We start from the raw sequence: 17,252 nt of genomic DNA, 5'->3' as shown, positions 1-17,252 counted from the left end.
GGTCAGCGGCGCCGGCGCCGGCGGCGCTTCGGGCGCGGCTCGTCGGCGGGCACCCACCAGGCGAACCGGTCGGCCCGCCGCCACGAACAGCCCGGGTCGTGTGCCGGGAACGGAACGGCGTACATCCCGTGGTCGCGGGCGTGGCCCGAGCGGGTGTCCGTGCGCGGACCGGCGCCGGGCGTCCACGCGAAGGGGTCGGCCGGCGCCGGCTGCGGCTCGCCGGGCGGCCTGTGCGCGCCGGGCTGCGACGGCGGTGACGGCGGTGACGCCGTCCGGCGGCGGCGGTCGTACGCGCCGCGTCCCACCGGGTCGGCCAGCGTCTCGTAGGCCCGGTGCAGGGCCCGGAAGTCGTCCGCGTCGCCGCCCCGGTCGGGGTGGAGGGCGAACGCCTGACGGCGGAACGCACGCACGATCTCGGCCCTGGTGGCATCGGCCGGTACGCCGAGCACCGCGTAGAAGTCGGGTTCGTCCGCCGGGATCACCGCGCCGCCACCTCGGCCTGACGGCAGATCAGCCGCCACGATGCGCGGTGCGCGGGCCCGGACAGTCCCGTGCCGTGCCCCGACACGAACGTCACCCACCGGCGCCCGGCCAGGTAGCACCAGACGTCCAGTTCGTCGTCGTCGCCGAAGTAGAAGTGGTCCCCGCGGTCGAACACGTCACCGTTGACGAACGGCCACTGCAGCCGGGACTGCGCCTCCGCGGGCAGGTTGCCGAGGAATCCGCGCAGGCGCGCCGGAAGCGGCAGCTCCTCGGCGTCCCGCTCCGGCAGGTCGCCGGGCGGCAGCGCGGCACGGCCGGGCGAGAACCGCCTCGGCTTCTGCACGACCACCGCATGCCGTAACGAGGACGGCACGAACGGCACGACCGTGAGCAACTGGGCGGGCCCGCCACGGTCGTTGACGGTCGGCTTGGTCACGGCGAGACCCCGCTCGCCGAAGACCACCGCGTAGGGGCGCTCGCTGTCCGTACGGTGGCAGTACGCCCACCACTCGACGACCGGGCCGACCCTGGCGACGATCCGGTCGCGGACCCCTTCACCGAGCAGGCGCCACCAGTGGTCCCGGCCGGGCAGGTCGACGAACCCGAGCGTCGCCGCGTCGTGAACGGGGGCCTGTGCGCCCGCGGCCGGGCGCGGTACGGGCAGCGGGCCGGACCGGCGATCAACCGCCCCGGCCCGGCCGGGCTTCGGCCTGGGCACGGGCTGCGACGTCATACGGGGCCTCCCGGAGCGGTTCCGCCGACACCGGCCCCCATTGTCGCGGCACCACGTCCGCCGAGGAAGAGCGGAGAACTCCCGTCGGGTCGATCGATCACCGGCTCGGGGATCGCCCGCGTATGGCAGACTCGCGGGCCGACAGCACGCAGTTTCGGGGGAGACACGCATGTACCCAGGTCAGCAGCCAGGCGGGCAAAATCCCTACCCTCAGCAGGGACCGTACGCGCCGCAAGGACCGTACCCGCCGCAGGCACCGCACCCTCAGCAGCCGTACCAGCCCCACCAGCCGTACCAGCCCCACCCGCAGCAGTACCAGCAGCCGGTGCCGCCGCAGCAGGTCGGTGATGCGCGCATGGTGGTCGATCCCGGCCTCACCATGGATCAGCGTGCGCTGGTCATCAAGATCCAGTCGAGCAGCAAGATGCTCGCCGTCGGCTTCGTGCTGGGCATCCCGCTCACCTCCGGCGGACTCCACCACGGCATCACCGAGCAGCCCTCCGGTTTCCTCGCCGCCCTCGCGGGCCTCGCCCTGCTGGCCGTCGGCGTCACCGGGTTCCTGAAGTCGGCCGCCCTGCGCCGCCAGTTGCGGCAGATCACGCCGGACGCCTGGCGTTCCCCGGCCGTGCATCTGCCGAGCGCGCGCAAGGCCGCCACGCTGGCCGCCTACGTCAACGGCCTGCTCGTCGTGCTGTCCCTGGGCGCCGCCGGCTGGCTGCTCGTCAAGGGCGTCGGATGGGGCGCCTACGGCAACTCCGCCGGCTTCGGCGCCCTGCTCCTCGGCGCCGCCCTCCCGGCCGCCCTCGGCCTGGCGGCGGCGAGCACCGTCCCGCAGCTGCTCCGGGGGATCCCGGCCGGCGCCAAGGTGGGCCGCGCCCTGTACTCCGTGATCATGGCGGTGGGTGCACTGATCCTGGGCAACGGCATCAAGGACGCCGAGCCCATGGCCCTCGCCGTCGGTGGCACGGTCACCGTGATCTGCCTGGGAGCCATGACCCTGCTGGGGCGGGCCGCCAAGCGGATGCGCGGCGAGACGCGCTGACCGAGCGCCCGGCCGCGCCCGGGTTCGTGGTGCGGGCGGGGCGCCCGCTACGCCCCCGCGTGGACGTACGCCGCCCAGATGTGCGGGCGGTCGGGGATGCGGCGGCGCAGCTGGCGGACCGTGTCGTGCAGGGCGTGGGCGCTGCCGGCGGCGTCGGCGGCCGTCGCACGGCGGTAGAAGTCGCGGGTCATGTGGTCTGCATGGGTGCTGTCGATCGTCCACAGGGTGCCGACGGCGGTGGGGAAGCCGGCCAGCAGGAACGAGCTGGTGATGTGGATGGCCTCGTCCGTGAGCCGTTCGGCGGTGCGCGCGGTGCCGCAGGCCGCGAGGAAGGCGAGCTGCGCCGAGCGCGGGCGGGCCCGGCAGATCTCCAGGACCGACACCTGCTCGCCGCTGGGCAGGTGCAGCAGGGCACCGGACGGCTCCGTCGGGTCGGTGGCCGCGTGGCAGCCGAAGTGGGCCCACGAGGCGACGTGCAGCGCGGCGAGCACGGCCTCCCGGGTGGCCGCCTGGCCGACCAACGGCTCCTGCGCACCGAGGAGTTCGGCGGCATGGGCGGCGGCCGCCGCGACGCCCGGGAGGTCGTCCTCGGGCGCGGCGACCAGCAGGGCGCCGCCGTGGCCGGGCGCGCCGCCATGGCCGGCCACGGAGCGCTGCCGGGCGCGGGCACGGGCGTACGCCAGGGTCTGCAGGCCCGGCACGTACGACGACACCACGGTGTCGAGGGCGGCGCCGCAGCGGCCGAGCGCGCAGTCGGGCGCCGTGCACTGGGCCGCGTGCAGCGGCAGGCTGCTGAAGGCCCCGGTGGGGACCCACCAGACGCGCGGCCACTCGCCGCCGCGGGGGACGGGGTCCGCCGCCCCGGCCGGCTCCAGCACCGGGCGCACGATCTTGTGCCACGTCCACGCCAGCGTCTCGCGGACCGTGTGGCCGGCGGCGACGAGCTGGAGCGGGGACGGCCTCGACGTGCCCTGCGCATTGATGGCGTCGACCGCGTCACGCAGCCGCCGCGCCGTGTCGGCGACCTCGTCGGCCCCGGCGTCCAGGGGCAGCGCGCTGATCGACCGGTGCGTGACGACGAGGGCGTGGCAGAAGCGCCGGCCGTGATTGAGGACCACGACAGGGCCGTCGGCCGCGAGGGCGCGCAGATCCTCAGCGGCGAGGGGGCGCAGGAAGCCTTCGAAGCCGGGCCGCGTGCGGATGCGCCGCACGAGTGCGTCGAGTTCGTTGGACGCGCGCAGACCGGCGAGCCGGGCCCACTCGGCGTCCCCGGCGGCGGACGTCTCGGGCCGCGCTTCGAGCTGTTCGGTCAGCCGCTCGAACTCGGCCGCCAGCGCGGGGTGCGCCGCGCGCAGGTCGCCGGTGTCGGCGCGGGCCTCGATCCGCCGGGCCAGCAGCAGACCGCGGCCGCGCTCCAGCAGTACGGCGGCACGGTCGACGTCGGGGCCTTCGACCGTGCGCTCCAGCGCGCCGAGTTCGGACACCATCTCTTCCAGGGCGCCGGGTTCCGGCGGGCCCTGCCCCGCCGCGGCCGCGCGCAGCGCCTGTCCCAGGGCCGCCAGCCGGGCGGGCAGCCGGGCGGCGAGCTCGCGGCCGATGAGGTGGGCGAGGACCAGCTCGACGATCGACCGGATGTCCCCCTCGAACGTCGACAGCCCGTGCTCGGCGGACGCCTGGTCGCTGCCTCGGTCGGTGATGCCCGCCATGGCCTCGACGCCCGCTTCGAGATGGTCCAGGGCCAGGTCGACCCGGGGCCGCTCCCGGCCCAGCGCACCGGCCGCGGCGCCGATCTCGCCGTGCGCCCGCGCCCACACCGGGACGGCGGGGTCCCGCCACGCACCGGGGTCCGCGACGCCGGTGAGGCGCGCCTGGAGGGACGCGAGGACGGAGGCGAGGAAGCCCTCTTGGGCGTCGGGCGTACCCGGGGGAGGCGGGGCGCCCGGGGCGGTGGTGGCCTCCGGGAGACGACCCCGGCCGATGAGGTCGAGGAACGTGCGCATCATGGCGCCCACGTCGACCGAGGACCCGCCCGGCATCTCCTCCGACAGGACGCGGCTCAGCTCCTCCGCCTCGGCCAGCAGGCCCCCGGCCCGCTCCGGGTCGGTGGCGCGGAGCGCGAGGGCACGCTGCGCGAGCGCCCGGGCGAGCGTCATCACGACCATGGGCCGCATCGGGTGCCCGGCCGCGCACCGGGCGAGGGTCGCCCGGCACTGGTCGACCACCGCGTCGCCGAGGTCGGGGCGGGGGCCGCCGCCCGGTCCCACGGTCTCCACGAGGTCGACGTAGGCGTCGCCCATCAGGTCGTACCAGGGGAGGCCGTCCCCCGGGGGCGCGGCGCGTGCGAGATCCCGCATCCTGCGGGCGATCCGCCGGGCGCGCTCCAGCTGGGCCGGTTCGTGGCCGAAGAGGTAGTTCTGCAGGGCGACGTGGAGTTCCGTACGGGCCGACAGGATGGCGTTCTCCGTCTCGGACAGCGCCGGATCGCCGGGCCGGGGTTCCCCCTCGGCCGCCGGCACGCCGGGTGCGCCCGCCGCCGAGGCGAGCAGGGCCGCCGCCTCGCGCGCGCTCTCCGCGTCGAAGTTGACGGTCGACAGGACGGTGAGCGCGCCGGCGAGCATCCGGTGGATGTCGGCCGGCAGGTCGTCGGCGTGGGAGCGGGCGTAGCGCAGCAGCTCGACGATCTCCGTGAGCGAGGCGAGGTCGGCGCGATCGGCGGAGCGGGCGGACAGGGCGCCGCCGAGCACGGCGGCGAGGTAGGGACGCACGGTGGTGTCGTCCTCGTCCAGGCCGTCGAAGAGCTCCCGGACGGTCTCGATGTCGGCGTCGAGGGTTTCGGGGCCGTCGAGGCGGACGTCGTCCAGGCGGGTCAGCCGCTCCACCATCGCGCGCATCTCCTCGTCGTCCGGACCGCCCGCGCCCTCCCCGCCCCCCGCGGTGACCGCCATGACGGCGACGGGCAGCGCGGCCTCGAACAGGCCCCGCCGCAGCAGGTCCGGCGCCAGGAAGCCGTCCGGGGCGGCGGCCGCCGCCTCCTCGGTCAGTTCGCGGGACTCGGCCGCGAACAGGTCCGCGCGGGCGGGTGCGGTACCGCGCAGGGCCTGCGCCCGCAGCCCGGTGAGCGCGGCCAGTACGGCAACGTAGGCGTGGCGGTGCGGACGGTCGGCGGGGAGGGCGGCGAGGGCGGTGCGGTAGCGGGCGATCCGCTCGTCGGCGGAGTCGTCGGGATCGAACCCGGCGGACAGGCCGATGACTTCGACGTCGATGTCGGCCGGGTCGCCGTCGCGCGCGGAGTGCTCCCGGATCCGTTCGGCGAAGCGCCGGAACAGCGGCTGGAGCCGTTCCAGGTCGGCCGGGTCGTCGCTCTCGCTCAGTTCCTCCAGCTCCCGGTAGACGGCGAGCGTGTCGCGGAGCTCGTCGTCCAACGCCCCGACGGAGTCGAGAAGTTCCATCGCTTCCAGGGCCGCGGCCTCGTCGTCGCGCTCCCTCGCGAAGGCCGCGAGCGCCTGCCCGAGCGCGGCGGTGACCTGGGGGCGTGCGGGATGACCGGCGGGAGTGCCGGCCAGGGCCGCGCGCAGGCGTCGTACGGCGCAGGCGATGCGGCCCGCGTCGTGCTCGGCGATGCCCGCATCGGCGATGACCGCGCCGACGTGCAGGTCGCGCGCGCCGGGCCAGGCGAGGGGCTGGGCGTCCAGCAGCCGCAGGAGGCGCAGCCCCTCGGCGGTCTCCGGGGTGAGCGCGCCCTGTGGTGCGGCCGCGGCCAGCCGCTCGACGAGGGGGAGCCGGGGCGTGCCGAGCAGCCGTGCGGCGTCCACGACCGTGCGCAGGGCGGCCGCGGCGACGGTGCGCGCCGCGTCGGGATCGAACAGGTCCGGTCCGGCGGTCGCCAGGCGCGTGCACACCGCCCTCCCGTACCGGGCGGCGGCGGCCAGCGCGTCCGGGTCGGCCGCCATCCGGAAGCGGGCCAGGTGGAGTTCGTGGGCGTGGACGGCCAGCTCCACGAATCCCACGTGGTCGTCGGGCCGGACGTACTCGAAGGAGGTGTCCGACCAGGCGAGCGCGGCGTCGAGCGCGGCCGCCCTCTCCTGCTGCGGCCCGCCGGCCACGGCGTCGGCGTACGCCGAGCTCATCAGGTGGGCGAACCGTGCCTCGTGGGACGGATCGGCGGGGTCGAATCCCTCCTTGAGGACGTCGGGCAGGCGGGCCTCCTCGGGCACCCGCGGGCACAGGAAGCCGAACGTGCCGAACACGACCATCAGGTTCTGCGCCGCGTCGGGATCCTCGGTGCCCTGGTGACGGAACCAGAAGGTCCAGAAGACGGCGGCGACCGAGTCCAGGTCGACCTGCCCGTCGGGCGAGGGCGCGGCCTCCCGCAGCAGGGCCAGCGCGTCGGCCACCGCGTTCTCGTCGCGCAGGGCCGCGGGATCGCGGGCGTTCTGAGCCGTGACGAGGCGTGCGACCACTCGTTCCCGAAGCTCGGACATTGCTCTCTACATTAGTCTGACTGCCTGTCAGGAATCAGGGGTTCCAGGGGACTTCCAGGGAGGCCGCCGTGGGGGACGGGGCGAAGGCGCGCAGGGTGTACGAGGACGCCGTGGAATACCTGTGCCGCAACATCGAGGAGCTGCGCCCGCTGATCGCTCCGGCAGTCTGGGAGTCGGCCTTCCCGGTCGTACGGGACGCGGACCCGGCGGGCGCCGAGTGGCGGGACGCCGTACGCGCCCTGCACGACGCGGTCGAATCGGCCGGCGTCCCGAACGGGCTCGGCCTGCCCGCCACCATGGGCGTGGGCGACTGGCCGGGCGGGCCCACGCCGCAGTCGGCCGGCTGGGTCTGCCCCACGCGCCGCTGTGCCCGGGTCGAACTGCGGGACGGTGCCTCGGCGCCGACCCCGGTCTGCGCCCTGGGCGGCGGTCCGATGCGCCTCGTGGACGGCTGACGGCCGTGGGCCTGCTCATCGAGCTGCAGAAGCGGATACCCGACGGGTGGTTCCTGCGCCGCCTCCTGCCCGCCGCGCTGTTCGTCGTGGTCGCGGTCGTCGGCGGCGGGGAGCTGGGCCACACACACTGGAACGACGTCGCCCTCGCCCGCCAGAAGATCGCCGACGCGCTGCGCACGGGAGGCGGGCTCACCGCGGACGCCGTCGCCTCGCTCGTGCTGTTCGCGGTGCCGGTCGTGGCGGCGGCGTTCGCGGTGCCGTACGCAGCGGCCGCGATCGGGGCGCTGGCCTCCGGGGCCTGGCCCTGGTGGCTGCTGCCGGTGGGCCGGCGGGTGAAGGCCTGGCGGAACCGGCGCTGGGTGGAGCCGGACGTGCTGGCCCGGGAGTCCGTACGGGCACGTGCCGCGGGCCACGCGCTGCGCGCCGACCGGCTCGACGCGCGGGCGGCCCGCGCCAGGGCTGCCGGGCGGCCGGAGTCACCGACCTGGTCGGGCGACCGGTTCCGCCTCACCGAGGCGAACGTCAGGAGGGAGACGGGCGGCGACGTCGTCAGCGGCTGGACCGCGCTCCTGCTGGGGGCCGCCGATCCGCCCCGCGCCGCCCTGGCCGAGGCCCGCGACGCCTACGACGCGGCCTGCGAGGCCCTCGCCTGGAGCGCGGCGTTCACGGTGCTCGGCGTCTGGTGGTGGCCCGCGGCCCCCGTCGGCGTCCTCCTCGGCCTGGCCTCCTGGCGCTCACTGCGCCACGCGGTGCAGGCGCTGTGCCGTACGACGGAGGCGGCGTTCGTCCTGCGCGAGACGGAGCAGCCGCCGCCCGCCCAGCCCTGAGACCGTGCCCCGGCCGGATCACGCCCGGTGGGACTCCGGCTTCCTGAGCACTTCGGTCAGGGCCGAGATGCTGTGCTCGCCGTGGCCCTCCTGGGCCGCCCGCCGCAGCAGGTCGTACAGCGGGGCCTGCCAGGAGATGTCGACGTTCGCCTCCCCGGCCAGGTCCGCGTCGTGGGCTTCTCCCGCGAGGAAGAGGTTCACCGAGGAGGCGGCCACGGTGTAGTCGCCGCTGTCGATCTCCTTCGCGTAGACCGGCAGCAGCGTCTTGATCATGTCCAGCCACTTGCCGGCGAACCGCACCATGCTGCTCGCCCGCAGCCCGCGCGCCTGGACGGCCGCGGCCCCCTGGAAGAAGCCGACGAGCGCGGGCAGCAGCGTGGCGCCCACGGCCATCTCGTACAGGGCGGCGAGGTCGGCTTCGTCCCCGAGGTGGACGGGGTCACCGCCCAGCGCCTTCAGCGTCGCCTCGTAGTCGTCGAAGACCGTCCTGTCGCCGCCGTAGTACAGCAGCGTGTCCGGCGCGCCCACGGCTGCCGGCACGTTCTTGACCGCTCCGGCCAGGAACCGGGCGGCGCAGCCGGTCACCCAGGCGGCCATGGCGCGGGCGCCGGCGGGCGAACCGCTGTTGAGGGTGACGACGGCACGACCGGACGACTGCGCCGCGGCCGGCTCCAGGACGGAGCGGGTGTCCTCGAAGGTGGTCAGGCATGTGACGATCAGTGGGGCGGCCTCGGCCGCGGCCACCACCGTCTCCGCCCGGACCGCTCCCTTGGCCACGAGCGGCGCGGCCCTGCCCGGCGTGCGGTTCCACACCGTGGTCGGGTGTCCGACGTCGATGAACGCCTCGGCCAGTGCCCGGCCCATCGAGCCCAGCCCGATGACGGTGACGGGTGTGCGGTTGTCCCCGGTCATGTTCCGCTCAGTCCACGGTCTGTCGTCGACCATCCAGGAGCCCCATGCCGGGCGGGCACACGCACACCCTCAAGTACGTAGAATTTTGTGGGGTACTGACATTTTTGTTGGTGAGAGGCGTGGATCACGCGGGTTCGGGCTGTGGTTCCGGACGATGGGCCGGTGTCGCGGGCTTCGGCTGCCACAGTCTGGTGGTCCGTATGTAGCCGTGGACCACCGAGGCCGTCGCCAGAATGAGGAGTGGTCCGAAGAGCCAGGGATTCCGGGCCATCTCCACCGGCAGATATCGTGCGGACAGCAGGAGCGCGGTGAAGACCGCCGTGCCGTGGGCGACCAGGAGGATTCCGGCCCGGTCCCAGCCGCGGTCGAACGAGCGCAGTGCCGCCTCGATCGTGACGGTGAACACCACGCCGGCAAGGAGATCAATGCCGTAGTGGTAGCCGAATCCCAGGGTCGCGGCGAGCGTCGCAATCAGCCAAAACGTTCCTGCGAATTTCAGGATTCTCGGGCCCTTGCGGGAATGGATGAAGATGGCGGTGGCCCACGCCGTGTGCAGGCTGGGCATGCAGTTCCGGGGTGTGACGTCGTCGTACGGCATCGAGTGCGGGACGCCGACCGGCGGTGGCGTGTGGGGCCACAGGTTGGCCAGGGCCAAGTGCTCACCGCCCGTGCCGAAGGCGCCGCCGCCGTAGGCGAAGACCGGTCCGATCACCGGGTAGATCATGTAGATGCCCGGCCCGAGGAGGCCGATCACCAGAAACGTGCGTACCAGGTGGTGGCGCGGGAAACTCCGCTCTGCCGCCACGTTGCGCAGCTGGTACAGCGCGGCCACGACCGCGGCCACCGCGAGCTGGGCGTAGACCCAGTCGAGCACATGGGCGCCGGCCGGACCCGTGGCCTCGACCATCCGGCCCACCAGCCACGACGGACTGCCGAGCGCGTGATCGGCGGTCGCCACGTACGGGTCGAGGACCTCCGGGCGGGTCTTCGAGGTGATCAGCAGCCAGGCGTCGCCCGTCTTGCGCCCGGCCACCAGCAGCAGGCCCAGCCCGACGCCCTTCAGCAGCAGGACGCGTTCCGGGCCGGTGCGGCGCGTGACCGCGAATACCGCGCAGCCCAGGATCACCCACAGCGCGCCGTTGCCGAAGGAGTGGCCGTCGGTCACCCCGGCGCCGGCCGCCCACCGCACCAGCGCGAAGGCGAGGTCGATGCCGATCGCGGCACCGGCCGCGATGAACCGTTGCCGCCAGGTGAGCACCACCATCGTCAACGCCATGCTGGCGTACAACAGCGGCCCCGACCGGGGGGCGAATATCACCTCTCGCGCCTGGTTGGTGATCGGCCCAGGGAGGCCGTAGCGACGTGCGGCGATCTCCAGCGCGATGAGGAATGCGAGGGTCACCACACCCGCCACGGCCCAGAGTCTGCCGCTTATTCGCGAAAACACCCGCGATGACATATGTCTCAATCTTTGGTCGATTTGCCAGATTCAGTTGAACAGTCCCTGATCACGCTTAATGGCATGATTTTCAGTGAAGGACGACGGGGTTATTTTCTCCCTCGCGAAGAGCGGCCTGTCGGCAGGGGAAGACGGAGGGACCGCGGTCCGGGTTCCGGGGACGTCGGGGTGGTCGCGGCCGGGGCGGGCGGTGCGGATCTGACGTAAGTCTTACGGCGCGTCAGAAGGGCTGCCGTGAAGGCGGTTCGGCGGTGTGGACTCCTGAGCGACCGAGTCGTCGATCCCGCGATGGAGTGATCATGAGACGGAGCCGTTCCCTGGTGGCCGCGGCCGCGGGCCTGGCCGCGGCCCTGCTGAGCGTCCCCACCGCCGCCCATGCCGCGGTGCCTGACGTCCCCGAGGCGCTGCGGATCTCCAACGGCCCCTACGCGGGCTTCCAGCAATGTGGTGCGCCGACCCTGCCCACGTTCAGCACCACCAACGGCTTCGCGCCGCTGTTCGCCGCCTCGGTCAGGGGCCTGGACCCCCAGCCCGGGCTGGGCGCGACGATGGAGCTCGTGCGCGTGGGCGAGCAGACCATCCGCACCTTCGAGCTCACCACGGGGGCCGGCCACGAGTGGCTGATCCAGATTCCCGCCGACACCTTCACCCCGGGTGACCACCAGTGGCGGATCCGCGCCGAGAACGCCGACGGCGCGTCCGCCTGGTCGCCCTGGTGCACGTTCACCGTGACGGGCCCGGCGGCCACGCCGGCGGAGTTCACCTACAGCCCCGACGGCGGCAGGCACTGCCTGGACGTCGCCGGCGCGAGCAAGGAGGACGCCGCGAGGGTGCAACTGTGGGACTGCAACGGCTCACTGGGCCAGACCTGGAAGATCACACCCGAGGGCACACTGGTCAACCCGAACTCGGGCAAGTGCCTGGACGTGGCCGACGCGGGCACCGCCAACGGCACCGGCGTCCAGATCCACACCTGCAACGGCACCGGCGCGCAGCAGTGGCGCTACGACCAGCCCACTCCCGCTGCCTTCACCAACCCCCGGTCCGGCAAGTGCCTGGACGTGCCCTACGGGAATTTCGCCAACGGAGTCCGGCTCCAGATCCACGAGTGCAACGGCACCGGCGCCCAGGTCTGGAAGCAGCTCACGCCCGCCTGAGGCGGGCGCGTCGGGGCGGCTGCCGTCAGGCGCGGGCCAGTTCGGCGGCGCCGAAGGACACGTCGAAGCGGTCGCACCAGATGCTCACGCTGGTGAAGCCGGAGGGATCGACGCCGGCGGGCACGGTGTAGTTCTGGCTGCCCTTGTTGCCCTTGAGCTTCCCAAGGCTGACGTGGTCGCCGTCGTCGAAGACGTGCCAGCCCGCCTGCCCCTCCTTCACCGGCGCGTCGGTCAGCCACACGTGCAGGTCCGGGCCGTTGCTGGTGTCGAGGTTCTCCAGCCGAACGACGTGGGAGCCGTCGGTCAGCCGGACGAGCTTCACCGTGCCCGAGGTGGCGTGCTCGTGACTGATCAGTTCACCGCTCGCCAGCGTCGCCGGTCCGGCCGGGGACGGTGCGGGGGATGCGTCGGACGGCGCTCCGGACGGCGTTCCGGACGGCGCTCCCGCGGGTGCCTCAGAGGCGGCCGTGGCTCCGGGCAGTGCCTCCTGCACCGTCTCGTCCTGCCACAGCTTCCACGGCCGGAACCAGTACAGCCCGAAGCCGCCCCCGGCCACCGCCAGCGCCAGCACGCCGACCACCCACGGCCTGACCAGCGCGTTCCGTATCCGTCCCATACCGCCCGCCTCCTGAAAGTCCTTCGCGTCGCTCTCATTCAACGGGCTGAGCGGCCGTCCGGGGGCCGGGTGGCGGATGACGAAATCCTTACGCCTGCGCGGGGAGCGGGTCGGGCTGCGCGGACGCGGGCAGCGTCACCTCGAAGCGGCAGCCTCCGGGGACGTTGCGTACGGTGGCCCGGCCCCGGTGCGCCTCCACGATCCCCCGGACGATGGCGAGGCCCAGGCCCGCGCCCGCCGGGGGCGTCCGGGCGTGGCTGCCGCGCCAGCCGGTGTCGAAGACACGCGGCAGGTCGTCCTCGGGGATGCCTCCGCAGCCGTCGGTGACCGACAGCACCATGCCCTCGGGTGACCGCACCGCGGCGACCGCGACCGTGCCGCCGGCCGGGGTCCGGCGGACGGCGTTGACCAGCAGGTTGTCCAGCACCCGGCTCATCTCCTTGCCGTCCACCTCCACCGGCACCGGCTCGACGCGGTCCCCCGCCAGCCGCACCCCGTGCTCCCGGGCCAGCGGCTCGGCCCCCGCCAGGGCGTCGCCGACCAGGTCGTACAGGGAGACCCGGGCGGGGGCCAGCGGGAGCGTGCCGGCGTGGATGCGGGAGAGTTCGAAGAGGTCGCCGACCATGCCGTCGAGGCGTTCGACCTCGGTGCGGATCTGCTTCAGGTAGCGGACGGGGTCGGCGGCGACGCCGTCCTCCAGCGCCTCCGACATGGCGCGCAGACCGGCCAGCGGGGTGCGCAGGTCGTGCGAGATCCAGGCGACGAGTTCGCGCCGGGAAGCCTCCGACGCGCGTTCCCGCTCACGGGATTCGGCGAGTCTGGCGCTGGTGGCCGCCAGCTCGCGGCTCAGTTCGTCCAGTTCGGCGGTGACCGGACCGTCGGGAGCGGTGAAGTCGCCGCCGTCGCCGAAGGAGCGTGCGGCCACGGTGAGTTCGCGGCTGCGGGCGACGACCCAGCGGCCCAGCAGCAGCGCGGTGGCCAGGGAGACCACCGCCGCCATGGCGACGACGGTCGTGACGACGGTCAGGTCGTGCGGCGACAGGAACATCGCCCGGGCCACGGCGAGCGTGCCCGCGAGCATCGCGACGACCCCGACCGCCGCGACCACGGCGAGCGAGGCCGTGAGCGAGCGGCGCCGGATCAGACGCAGTACGCCCGCCCCGGCCAGGCCGGTGGCGGCGGCACCGGCGAAGGCGTACAGGGCGATGAGGAGGGCGTCAGGCACGGCCGGCCTCCTCCTGCGCGGTCTGCCCGGTGGGGTCGAAGCGGTAGCCCACGCCCCACACGGTCTGGATCAGGCGGGGCCGGGCCGGGTCGTCCTCGACCTTGGCGCGCAGGCGGCGGACATGGACCGTGACGGTGGACAGGTCGCCGAAGTCCCACCCCCACACCTCGCGCATCAGGTCCTCGCGGCTGTAGGCCCGCCCGGGGTGCCGCAGGAAGAAGGAGAGCAGGTCGAACTCGCGGAGGGTGAGCGGCAGTTCGGTGCCGTTCTTGGTGGCCCGGCGGGCCGCCGGGTCGGCGGTCAGGCCGGCCGCCCCCAGCCGGTGCCCCGTGCCGGCGGGCCTGCTGCGGCGCAGCACCGACTCCACGCGCAGCACCAGCTCGCGGGGGCTGAACGGCTTGGTCACGTAGTCGTCGGCGCCGACCTCCAGGCCGAGGATGCGGTCCTCCTCGTCGCCGCGGGCGGTGAGCATGATGACCGGCACGGGGCCGTGAGCGCGGATCCGCCGGCACACCTCCAGGCCGTCCATGCCGGGCAGCATGAGGTCGAGCACGACCAGGTCCGGTCGGTGCTCGGCGGCGCGGGTGAGGGCCGCCGGGCCGTCGCCGGCACGGTCGACGAGATAACCGGCGCGGTCGAGGTATCCGGCGACGACCTCGGCGACGGTCGGATCGTCGTCGACGACCAGGATGCGGGGGGAACCGTCGGCGGCCTGTGCGCCCAGGGGCTCGTACGACTGCTGCTGCATGTCCCCAGCCTGGCACCACACCGCCCCGGCCCGCCGACGGCGGTCCGACGGCTCGCTGCGGCGCCTTCGTGGCCCTCTTCAACGTCCGTGCGGTCGGCCATACTTGGAGCCCCCGCCGATGAAAGGATCACCATGCTCCTGGAAGCGCTCAGCGCGTTGGCCGCCGCCGCGGGCGGCGCACTGGTCCAGGCGATGGCCACGGACGCGTGGCAGGACTGCCGCGAGCGGGCGGCCCGGCTGCTGGGCCGCGGCGACCCGCAGGAGGAGGCCCGGCAGGAGGCCCGCCTGGAGCGCGCCCGTGAGGAGCTGACGGCGGCCGGGGACGACGACACGGAACAGGCCGCGGCCCGCCAGGAGGCGGCCTGGCGGACGCGGTTCGAGGATCTGCTGGAGGACGCCCCGGAGCGGGCGGAGCAGCTCCGCGAACTGGTCGCCTTCGTGCAGGACCGGCTGCCGGCCGGAGGCGTGGCCGCCGCGCAGGTCACCGTGCACGCGACCGCGTCCGGTCAGGCGCAGCAGGCGGTGCAGGGCCAGGGCGAGCAGCACAACACGTTCCAGGCGCCGCGGTGACGGCCGGTCCGGGCCGGCCGCCGGCCGACGCACCGGGCGCCCCACCGGCCGAGGTGCCCGGCACCTCCGTGACCGTCGGCATGGACGCGAGCGCGAGCGGGCAGGCGCAGCAGGCGGTGATCGGGCAGGGCGTCCAGCACAACCACTTCTACGGCGCCCCCGCCGCCGAGAGGCCGGGCATCGAGCTGAACACGCTGGTGCCGCCCCCGTCGGTCCTGGTCGGCCACGCCGGGCTGCTCGCGGATCTGGCCGCCGCCTGCGAGGCGGCCCTGGCCGGGCGGCGCTCCCCCGCCGTCGCGCTGCTGCACGGCACCGGAGGCGTCGGCAAGTCCGCGCTGGCCCGCGCCCTCGCGGACCGGCTGGCGGGGACGTTCCCCGACGCCCGGTTCGAGGTGGACCTGTTCGGGTTCACCCCCGGCGGCACGCCCCGCGAGCCGGGTGAGGTCCTGGCGGAACTGCTGCGGCTGGCCGGCTTCGACGGCTCCGACATCCCCGTCGGCACGGCGGGCAAGGCGCAACTGTGGCGGGCCTGGCTGGCGGACCGAAGGGTCCTGCTGCTGCTCGACAACGCCCGCGAGGCCGAACAGGTCGCTCCCCTGCTGCCGGGCCCGGCGAGCGCCGGCCGCTGTCTGGTGCTGGTCACGAGCCGGCACCGGCTCACCGGGCTGGACGCGGTGGTCCGCGAGGAGGTCTCCCTGCTGCCGCCGGACGAGGCGGTCGAGCTGCTGCTGCGGATCGCGGGCCGTTCCGGGGCTGAAGGGGCCGGCGGGGCGGACGAGCGGGAGGTGCTGCACGAACTCGCCCGGCTGTGCGGCCGGCTGCCGCTGGCGCTGCGCCCCGTCGGCGCCCTGCTGGCCGACATGGACCCGGCCGGCCTGCTCGCGGTCATGCGGTCCGCGACCCGGCCCCTGGAGCAGCTCGACGACGCCGACCGGGAGGCGGCCGCCGCCTTCACGGTCTCGTACGACGCGCTGAGCGCGGACCTCCAGGCCATGCTGCGCACCTGCGTCTGGCACCCGGGACCGAACTTCGACGCCGCCTCGATAGCGGCGCTGGCCGGGATGCCCGCGGAACTCGCCACCGTACGCCTGGTCCGGTTGCTGCAGCGCAGCATGCTGACCTCGCTGCCGCAGCGCCGGTACGTCTTCCACGACCTGTTCGTGGCCTACGCGCGCCGGCTCGTCGCCGTCCAGGACTCCCGCGAGGCCGTCGAGCAGGGCCGGCACAGCCTCTACCGGCACCTGGACGGCGTCACCGGTACGGCGCACGCCCTGCTGCACGGGGCGGCGGCCCCGGACTCCAACACCGGCCCGTTCGACAACCCCGACCACGCGCTGGTATGGAGCCACGCCGCCTTCGAGGAACTGTGCGGCGCGGCCCGGGCGGCGCTGGGCGAGGGCTGGGAGACCGGCGGGAGTCTGGCCCGGCGGACAGCCCGGCTGCTGTACGTGGACGGCCGCGAGGAGCGGGCCGCCGCGCTGTACGCGGACATCCTGGCGGCCGCCGAACGGGCCGGGGACGAAGCGGGGCAGGGCAGGGCCCGTACGGCCCTAGCCGACATCGCGCGGGACCGGCGCCGCTACGACGAGGCGGTCGCCGGGTTCGAGGAGGCCGCGCTGCTGCTTCGCCGGGCCGGGGACCCGGCCGGGGAGGCCGACGCGCTGCGGGGGCTGGGTGAGGTCGCCCGTGCGCGCGGCGACTACGCGCTGGCCACGGAACACTTCGGGCAGGCCCTGCGGTGCGCACGTGCGGCGGACGACCCGGCGGGGCAGGGCTATGCGCTGACCGGGCTGGCCCATGTCGCGCGCGCCCGCGGCGAACACGACCGGGCACGCGAGGGGTTCCGGGAGGCGGTGGAGCTCCAGCGGCGGGCCGACGACGGCATCGGCCTCGCCTACGCGCTGCGCGGGCTCGGTCACGTCACCCGGGCCGCGGGTGAACTCGACGAGGCGACCCGGTACTTCCGGGAGGCGGTCACCCTGCATCGGCGTGCCGGGAACCGCTTCGGGCAGGCGTTCGCGCTGAACGCGCTCGGCGCCATCGCGTGCGAGCAGGGGCGTACCGGGGACGCCGCCGCGTACTTCGGGGACGCTCTGGTCCTGCACCGGGCCGTCAACACCCCCGCCGGGGAGGCGGAGGCCCTGGCCGGTCTGGGCCGGGTCGCTCTCGCCGAGGGGGACCAGGAGCGGGCCGCGGCCGGGCTGCGTGAGGCGCTGGCCGTGCTCGTCCGGATCGGCGACCAACCCCGCCAGGCGGCGGTGCACGGTGAACTGGCGGCCCTGGAGACCGGCGCCGGTCGCCTCGCCGCGGCCCGCGAGCACTACACGGCCGCACACCGCCTGCAGATCGCGCTCGGGCTGACCGGCGCGGCGGCCGTGACCGAACAGGCCCTGCGGGAACTGCCCGCCTGACCTCTCACGACAGGGCCCCGGCGGTGCCCATTCCCGGAATTCAGGAGTGCCGTTCACCACGACGAGCGAGCCGGCCGTTTCCCGCGGCACACCGCTTCATTAAATCCTGTACTACGAGAAACACCTCGGAGTA

The 17,252-nt window shown here is 74.6% G+C and carries 14 protein-coding genes; 6 read left to right on the top strand and 8 right to left on the bottom strand.

The window, feature by feature from the left end; translation table 11 throughout:
- Nucleotides 1-2: 2 nt before the first annotated feature.
- Complete coding sequence (locus H0H10_RS09695) at nucleotides 3-482, bottom strand: J domain-containing protein (protein ID WP_188180456.1); 480 nt, start codon at nucleotides 480-482, stop codon at nucleotides 3-5.
- Nucleotides 479-1,216, bottom strand: a complete 738-nt coding sequence (locus H0H10_RS09690) for a hypothetical protein (RefSeq protein WP_223179634.1) — start codon at nucleotides 1,214-1,216, stop codon at nucleotides 479-481. Before H0H10_RS09690 ends, H0H10_RS09695 begins: the two co-directional genes overlap by 4 nt.
- A gap of 355 nt (nucleotides 1,217-1,571) precedes the next feature.
- On the opposite strand from H0H10_RS09690, the gene H0H10_RS09685 reads away from it, so the two are divergent.
- Entirely contained in the window at nucleotides 1,572-2,258 is a 687-nt protein-coding gene (locus H0H10_RS09685; protein ID WP_188180455.1) for a hypothetical protein, read from the top strand.
- 47 nt (nucleotides 2,259-2,305) lie between these two features.
- Here H0H10_RS09685 and H0H10_RS09680 read toward each other — a convergent pair whose 3' ends face one another.
- Nucleotides 2,306-6,739, bottom strand: a complete 4,434-nt coding sequence (locus H0H10_RS09680) for a CHAT domain-containing protein (RefSeq protein WP_188180454.1) — start codon at nucleotides 6,737-6,739, stop codon at nucleotides 2,306-2,308.
- 68 nt (nucleotides 6,740-6,807) lie between these two features.
- Between H0H10_RS09680 and H0H10_RS09675 the strand changes: the two genes are divergently transcribed.
- Complete coding sequence (locus tag H0H10_RS09675) at nucleotides 6,808-7,194, top strand: hypothetical protein (protein ID WP_188180453.1); 387 nt, start codon at nucleotides 6,808-6,810, stop codon at nucleotides 7,192-7,194.
- A gap of 5 nt (nucleotides 7,195-7,199) precedes the next feature.
- Entirely contained in the window at nucleotides 7,200-8,021 is an 822-nt protein-coding gene (locus H0H10_RS09670; protein WP_188180452.1) for a hypothetical protein, read from the top strand.
- 18 nt (nucleotides 8,022-8,039) lie between these two features.
- Here H0H10_RS09670 and H0H10_RS09665 read toward each other — a convergent pair whose 3' ends face one another.
- Both H0H10_RS09665 and H0H10_RS09660 read right to left on the bottom strand, forming a co-directional pair.
- A complete protein-coding gene (locus H0H10_RS09665; protein ID WP_188180451.1) occupies nucleotides 8,040-8,933 on the bottom strand; it encodes an NAD(P)-dependent oxidoreductase in 894 nt (297 codons plus the stop codon).
- Between the two features lie 124 nt (nucleotides 8,934-9,057).
- Nucleotides 9,058-10,392, bottom strand: coding sequence for a phosphatase PAP2 family protein (locus H0H10_RS09660; RefSeq protein WP_188180450.1), 1,335 nt, complete (start codon nucleotides 10,390-10,392; stop codon nucleotides 9,058-9,060).
- A 299-nt stretch (nucleotides 10,393-10,691) separates the two neighbouring features.
- On the opposite strand from H0H10_RS09660, the gene H0H10_RS09655 reads away from it, so the two are divergent.
- On the top strand, nucleotides 10,692-11,549 hold the full coding sequence (locus H0H10_RS09655; protein WP_188180449.1) for an RICIN domain-containing protein: 858 nt from the start codon (nucleotides 10,692-10,694) through the stop codon (nucleotides 11,547-11,549).
- Between the two features lie 25 nt (nucleotides 11,550-11,574).
- On the opposite strand, the gene H0H10_RS09650 is transcribed toward H0H10_RS09655, so the two are convergent.
- The 3 genes from H0H10_RS09650 to H0H10_RS09640 form a co-directional block, all read right to left on the bottom strand.
- Complete coding sequence (locus H0H10_RS09650; RefSeq protein WP_188180448.1) at nucleotides 11,575-12,165, bottom strand: DM13 domain-containing protein; 591 nt, start codon at nucleotides 12,163-12,165, stop codon at nucleotides 11,575-11,577.
- 88 nt (nucleotides 12,166-12,253) lie between these two features.
- Nucleotides 12,254-13,390: a sensor histidine kinase gene (locus H0H10_RS09645; RefSeq protein WP_188180447.1), complete on the bottom strand. Its 1,137-nt coding sequence runs from the start codon at nucleotides 13,388-13,390 to the stop codon at nucleotides 12,254-12,256.
- Nucleotides 13,383-14,138, bottom strand: a complete 756-nt coding sequence (locus H0H10_RS09640) for a response regulator transcription factor (RefSeq protein WP_188180446.1) — start codon at nucleotides 14,136-14,138, stop codon at nucleotides 13,383-13,385. Before H0H10_RS09640 ends, H0H10_RS09645 begins: the two co-directional genes overlap by 8 nt.
- A gap of 132 nt (nucleotides 14,139-14,270) precedes the next feature.
- On the opposite strand from H0H10_RS09640, the gene H0H10_RS09635 reads away from it, so the two are divergent.
- Together H0H10_RS09635 and H0H10_RS09630 are read left to right on the top strand one after the other, a co-directional pair.
- Entirely contained in the window at nucleotides 14,271-14,708 is a 438-nt protein-coding gene (locus tag H0H10_RS09635) for a hypothetical protein (RefSeq protein WP_188180445.1), read from the top strand.
- Nucleotides 14,705-17,119, top strand: coding sequence for an ATP-binding protein (locus H0H10_RS09630; protein ID WP_188180444.1), 2,415 nt, complete (start codon nucleotides 14,705-14,707; stop codon nucleotides 17,117-17,119). Before H0H10_RS09635 ends, H0H10_RS09630 begins: the two co-directional genes overlap by 4 nt.
- Nucleotides 17,120-17,252: the final 133 nt, after the last annotated feature.

Source organism: Streptomyces griseicoloratus, assembly GCF_014534645.1.
GTDB lineage: Bacteria > Actinomycetota > Actinomycetes > Streptomycetales > Streptomycetaceae > Streptomyces > Streptomyces griseicoloratus.
Note: the sequence above shows the minus strand (reverse complement) of the source record. Positions and strands in the feature narration are given on the sequence as shown.